Source organism: Micromonospora sp. KC723 (assembly GCF_004348595.1).
Classification (GTDB): domain Bacteria; phylum Actinomycetota; class Actinomycetes; order Mycobacteriales; family Micromonosporaceae; genus Micromonospora.
Genome location: NZ_SMKD01000252.1, coordinates 1 through 3,041, shown reverse-complemented (window position 1 = coordinate 3,041; position 3,041 = coordinate 1). Strand labels below are relative to the sequence as shown.

Below are 3,041 nucleotides of genomic sequence, written 5' to 3'. Positions count from 1 at the left end.
CCGCCACCCCGACCGCCATCCCCGACGCCGAGGACGCCGCGCTCGCGACGACCGACGAGGCCGCGCCCACCGACGAGGCCGGGACGACCGACGACTTCCGGCGGATCCAGGGCGTCGGCCCGAAGATGGCCGCCGCGTTGCAGGCCGCCGGGATCCGCACCTACCGTCAGCTCGCCGAGCTGGACGAGACGGCGCTGCGGGAGACCATCCGCGCCGCCGGGCTCCGCGGCGCGCCGAGCCTGGCCACCTGGCCGCAGCAGGCGAAGGTGCTGGCCGGCACCGGCGCCGAGTCCGTGCTGCCCGCCCCCACCGGAGTTGGCGAGCAGAACTGAGGTGACCGCCGGGCCGGTCGCCGTGTTCCGGCACGGCCACCGGCCCGGCGTCGCCGGCCGACCGGACGCCGCGTACCCGGACAGCACGGCGTCCCGGGTTCGCCGTGCCTGCGCCCGGCGGCCCGGAACGGGGTCGCCGACGGTGTCCATCGGCTCCGGACGGTCATGCCACGGCGGCCGGCAACCGGATGTCCGGGGCATCGGTCGGTCCGGATGCCGTTTATCCACTCGCCGCAGCTGGGTACACATGGCGTCACCTCGACCCCCACGACCCGGGAGGCCCCCATGCGCGGCACGTCCATCTTCGGAGTTCTCGTCGTGATCTGGCTGATCATCGGTGCCGTCGCGGCCGGTCAGCGCGGCTACTACGGCAACGACGAGACCAACTGCGCGGAGGCGGGCACCATCCTGGTGACCATCGTGGCCGGCCCGCTGAACTACCTGGGCGCCAACCCGAAGGTCGACTGCAAGCTTCCCGAGCCGTCCAAGTAGGCCGTCCCGTCGTACACCGGCCCGCGCCCACTCCCGGGGCGCGGGCCGTTTCCTAGTCGCGGCGGAACCGTCACCACCTCCTGTCCGTCCTAGGAGGCTGGACCATCGGGGGTGCCGGTTCCACCCCGTGCTCAGCCCCCGACGTGGATGCCCGGACGGCGGGCCGGGTCGGGTTCGCTCTTGCGGATGATCTCGCGGACCACCGGCGGGGTGTCCCCCCGGCCGAGGATCAGGTAACGCAGCAGGTGGGCGACCGGATTCCCCTCGGACCACTCGAAGTGCGCGTGCGGGCGTACCCCGGTGGCGTCGCGCAGCGCGAGCAGGATCGCGGCGATCGCGTTGGGTACGGCCGGGCTGCTCGCGCGCAACACCCGGTACCGGCCGATTTCCACGCCGTGCACCCGCAGCACCTGGCTGAACTGCGACGGATCCACCACGTCGATCTCCAGGAAGACCACGTCGGCCGCGCCCGGCACCGGGTTCATGCCACGCTGCGCCCGCTCCTTGACCCGGTACTCCTTCACCGCCCCGCTGTCCCGCTTGTTGGCGATCAGGTGCAGCCGGCCGTCGTGGGCCAGCGACTCGGCGAGGATCCGTCGGGCCACCTCGTCGAACTCGACCCGTTCCGCCCGCAGCTCCGTGGTGCGGGTGATCCGGGAGATCAGCGAGACGACGACGATGCCCGCGACGAACATCGCCGAGATCGCGATCCCGTCCGGCTTCTCGATGACGTTCTCCGCCAACGCGTAGAGCAGGACCGCGGTCAGCACGCCGAACCCGACGCGGGCCAGCCGGCGCCGGGCCCGGGCCGCCGCGATGGTCACGGCCACCGCGCCGGAGACCATCATCGCGAGGATCCCGGTGGCGTACGCCCCGGCCTGGGCGTTGACGTCGGCCCGGAAGGCGATCGTGATGGCGATGCTGGTCAGCGTGTAGACCAGCACGACCGGTCGTACCGCCCGAGCCCACTCCGGCGCCATCCCGTACGAGGGCAGGTACCGCGGCACGATGTTGATCAAACCGGCCATGGCGGACGCCCCGGCGAACCAGAGGATCAACACGCTGCTGACGTCGTACACCGTCCCGAACGCCTCACCGAGGTGCTCGTGGGCCAGCCAGGCCAGGGCCCGGCCGTTGGCCGTCCCGCCCGGACCGAACTCCTCCGGTGGGATCAGCACGGTGGTCACGAAGGTGGTGCTGATCAGGTACACCGACATGATCACGGCGGCGGCGGTGAGCAGCCGGCGGGTGTTGCGGATCCGCGCCGCCAGCCGCTGGTCCGGGTCCGGCCCCTCCCCCCGCACCAGAGGCATCATGCTGACCCCCGTCTCGAAGCCGGAGAGCCCCAGCACCAGCAGCGGGAAGGCCAGCACCGCCGGGCCGAGCAGGTCACCGACGCCGGCGCCGCCGGCGGTCAGCGCCGCCGTCCAGTCCGCCAGCACGGACGGATCGGCGACCACCTCGGCCAGGCCGTCCAGCACGATCACCGCGTTGAGCGCGAGGAAGACCACGACCAGCGGGACCGCCACGGTCACCGCCTCGGTGAAGCCCATCAGGAACACCCCGCCGAGCACCACCAGCAGCAGCACCGTCACCACCACCGCGACCAGGGTGCCGCGCGGGAAGGCGGGCGGCAGGTACGGGTTCTCCAGCAGGTGGACCGTGGCGTCGGCGGCGGACAGGGTGATCGTGATGATCCAGGAGGTGGCCACGAAACCGAGCAGCACCAGGACGAAGATCTTGCCCCGCCAGAACGGCAGCAGCCGCTCCAGCATCGCCACCGAACCCTGCCCGTACGGGCTCTCCCCGGCCACCCGCCGGTACATCGGCAGCATGCCGAACAGGGTCAACGCCACGATGAACAGCGTGGCCAGCGGCGAGAGCGCCCCGGCCGCCAGCACCGCGATGGCCGGCAGGTAGGAGAGGGTGGAGAAGTAGTCGACACCGGTCAGGCACATCACCTGCCACCAGGGGTGGCGCTTCTGTTGGCCCTCCTCGGCCTGGGGACCGGCCGGCGAGACCCGATGGGCGAAGAGCCAGCGCCGCAGCGCCCCCTCCGGGGCACGGGAGCGGACGTGACTCTCCACGCACTCGGGGACGACCACCGGCCCCGACCGGGTCCGCTCGCCCTGCCCGGGCTCCCGGGCCGCGCGGACCTCCCGCCCCGGCCGCGCCGGACCACGCCGTGCCCGGTCGCGGCGCGCCGCCGCCCCGTCC

Annotated in this window: 3 protein-coding genes; 2 read left to right on the top strand and 1 reads right to left on the bottom strand. The window is 72.9% G+C overall.

Annotated features, from left to right (window positions below):
• The coding region (locus tag E1165_RS28310; RefSeq protein ID WP_243705032.1) for a helix-hairpin-helix domain-containing protein at positions 1-332 on the top strand (332 nt) is incomplete at its 5' end.
• A 285-nt stretch (positions 333-617) separates the two neighbouring features.
• Positions 618-824, top strand: coding sequence for a hypothetical protein (locus E1165_RS28305; protein ID WP_132394751.1), 207 nt, complete (start codon positions 618-620; stop codon positions 822-824).
• A 131-nt stretch (positions 825-955) separates the two neighbouring features.
• On the opposite strand, the gene E1165_RS28300 is transcribed toward E1165_RS28305, so the two are convergent.
• Positions 956-2,929: an amino acid transporter gene (locus E1165_RS28300; protein ID WP_132394752.1), complete on the bottom strand. Its 1,974-nt coding sequence runs from the start codon at positions 2,927-2,929 to the stop codon at positions 956-958.
• Positions 2,930-3,041: the final 112 nt, after the last annotated feature.